This window comes from Rhizobium subbaraonis, from assembly GCF_900220975.1.
GTDB classification, from domain to species: domain Bacteria; phylum Pseudomonadota; class Alphaproteobacteria; order Rhizobiales; family Rhizobiaceae; genus Mycoplana; species Mycoplana subbaraonis.
Genome location: NZ_OBQD01000079.1, coordinates 1 through 1,515 on the forward strand (window position 1 = coordinate 1; position 1,515 = coordinate 1,515).

Sequence of the window (1,515 nt, forward strand, 5' to 3'; positions counted from 1 at the left end):
CACCAGGCCAAAGCGGCTTAAATCAACCCGCAAACCGAGCCGGAAACTCCATTCTTCCCACGCCCAAAAAGTCTCAAATCATTCGACGACGGACAAGCACCGTGCAGAGCGTAGGTCAGATCTTTCCGGAATGCATTTTCTGGTCGTCTGCCTCTTCGTCGGACGATGTGCTGCGAACGTTAAGTCAAAGAGGATAGGCGATTGGGTGTCGTGCGTTTGCTTCAGTGATCACATTCATTTCAATGCCGAAAATCGTATACAGGGTATCCGAGACCAGCACCTCCCTCGGCAGCCCTGTCGCCACGACGCGCCCGCTTTTAAGAGCATGAATTCGATCACAGAAGCGGGCGGCCATATTGATATCGTGGAGAACGATGATCACACTCTTTCCGCTGTCGTGAGCCAGCTGGCGTATAACTGACAGAACTTCCATCTGATGTGCGATATCAAGCGCTGCCGTCGGCTCGTCGAGGAGAAGGCAGCTTGCATCCTGGGCAACAAGCATCGCGATCCAGGCCCGCTGTCGCTCACCACCGGAAAGCGTTCCCACCAAACGATCAGCGTACGCACCTATACCGGTCGCACGGATTGCGGCGTCCACCTTCTCGCGGTCCACACCGGAAAAGCGGCCTAACGCGCCATGCCAGGGATAGCGCCCGCATGCAACGAGTTCCCGGACTGTCATATCCGATCCGGTTCCCAGATCCTGCGGAAGATAGGCCACTGACCGCGCGAACGACCTGTCGTCATAGGCCGCGAGAGGATGCCCGGCATACGTGGATGTTCCCGCTGTCGGCCCAAGTTGGCGAGCAAGTATTTTCAGGAGGCTGGATTTTCCCGACCCGTTATGGCCGACGAGCGCCACGACCTCACCTTCTGGAAATTCGAGTGTTACGTCTGACAGAATCTCCCGCCCATCGATCGTCAGGCCAATATTGTTTACTGCAAAGGCGTGACCCAAATCTCTCTCACCTGGGCTGCCAATCGATTTCTTGATGTGATTTCGTGCATTCAGCACCGACATCTCCCCGACTTTTCTCGACACCGTTTACCGTTGGTGATCCCGCGAGATCAAGTATCGAGCGCTGATCGTGCATCACGATAAATCGGCGTAGGTCACGACATTAGATTGCTAAAGCGCGGCCAAGTCTATAAGCGGAGTGCATTAGTCCAGTTATGCACAGCGGTAGACCACCCGTGACGACCAAGCAACACGAATTCGAGGCGCTCTATGCGTCGGAACGCTTTCGGCTCGAGAAGTTGGCCGGCCGCAGGATCGACCGCTCGAATGCAGCCGATGTCGTGCAGGACGTTTTCACCGTCCTTTGGGCTCGCGCGAAAGAACATGCCTCACTTACGCCGGCATCGTTAACTTAATGGACGCGAGGCAGTCGTAGGAATGCTCGCACCACTGTTATTCATGCCCGAGCGATTTTTACCCAGAGGTTCATCGCCTCTGAACGCAGTTCGCGATGATGGCTGGAGGAGATGTCGTGGCGCGGGATGTGAAAGAGG

1 protein-coding gene and 1 pseudogene are annotated in these 1,515 nt (G+C 55.8%); both read right to left on the reverse strand.

What is annotated here, in order from left to right:
• Positions 1 to 184: 184 nt before the first annotated feature.
• Positions 185 to 1,024: an ABC transporter ATP-binding protein gene (locus CRO48_RS31505; RefSeq protein ID WP_097143560.1), complete on the reverse strand. Its 840-nt coding sequence runs from the start codon at positions 1,022 to 1,024 to the stop codon at positions 185 to 187.
• Positions 1,025 to 1,418: 394 nt separating this feature from the next.
• Positions 1,419 to 1,515 (reverse strand): annotated as a pseudogene (locus CRO48_RS33215) (IS6 family transposase); the annotation flags it as partial.

Bases quoted from the DNA above. Each gene is read 5' to 3' on its own strand.
- CRO48_RS31505 (WP_097143560.1), bottom strand. From the start codon at position 1,024: ATGTCGGTGCTGAATGCACGAAATCACATCAAGAAATCGATTGGCAGC.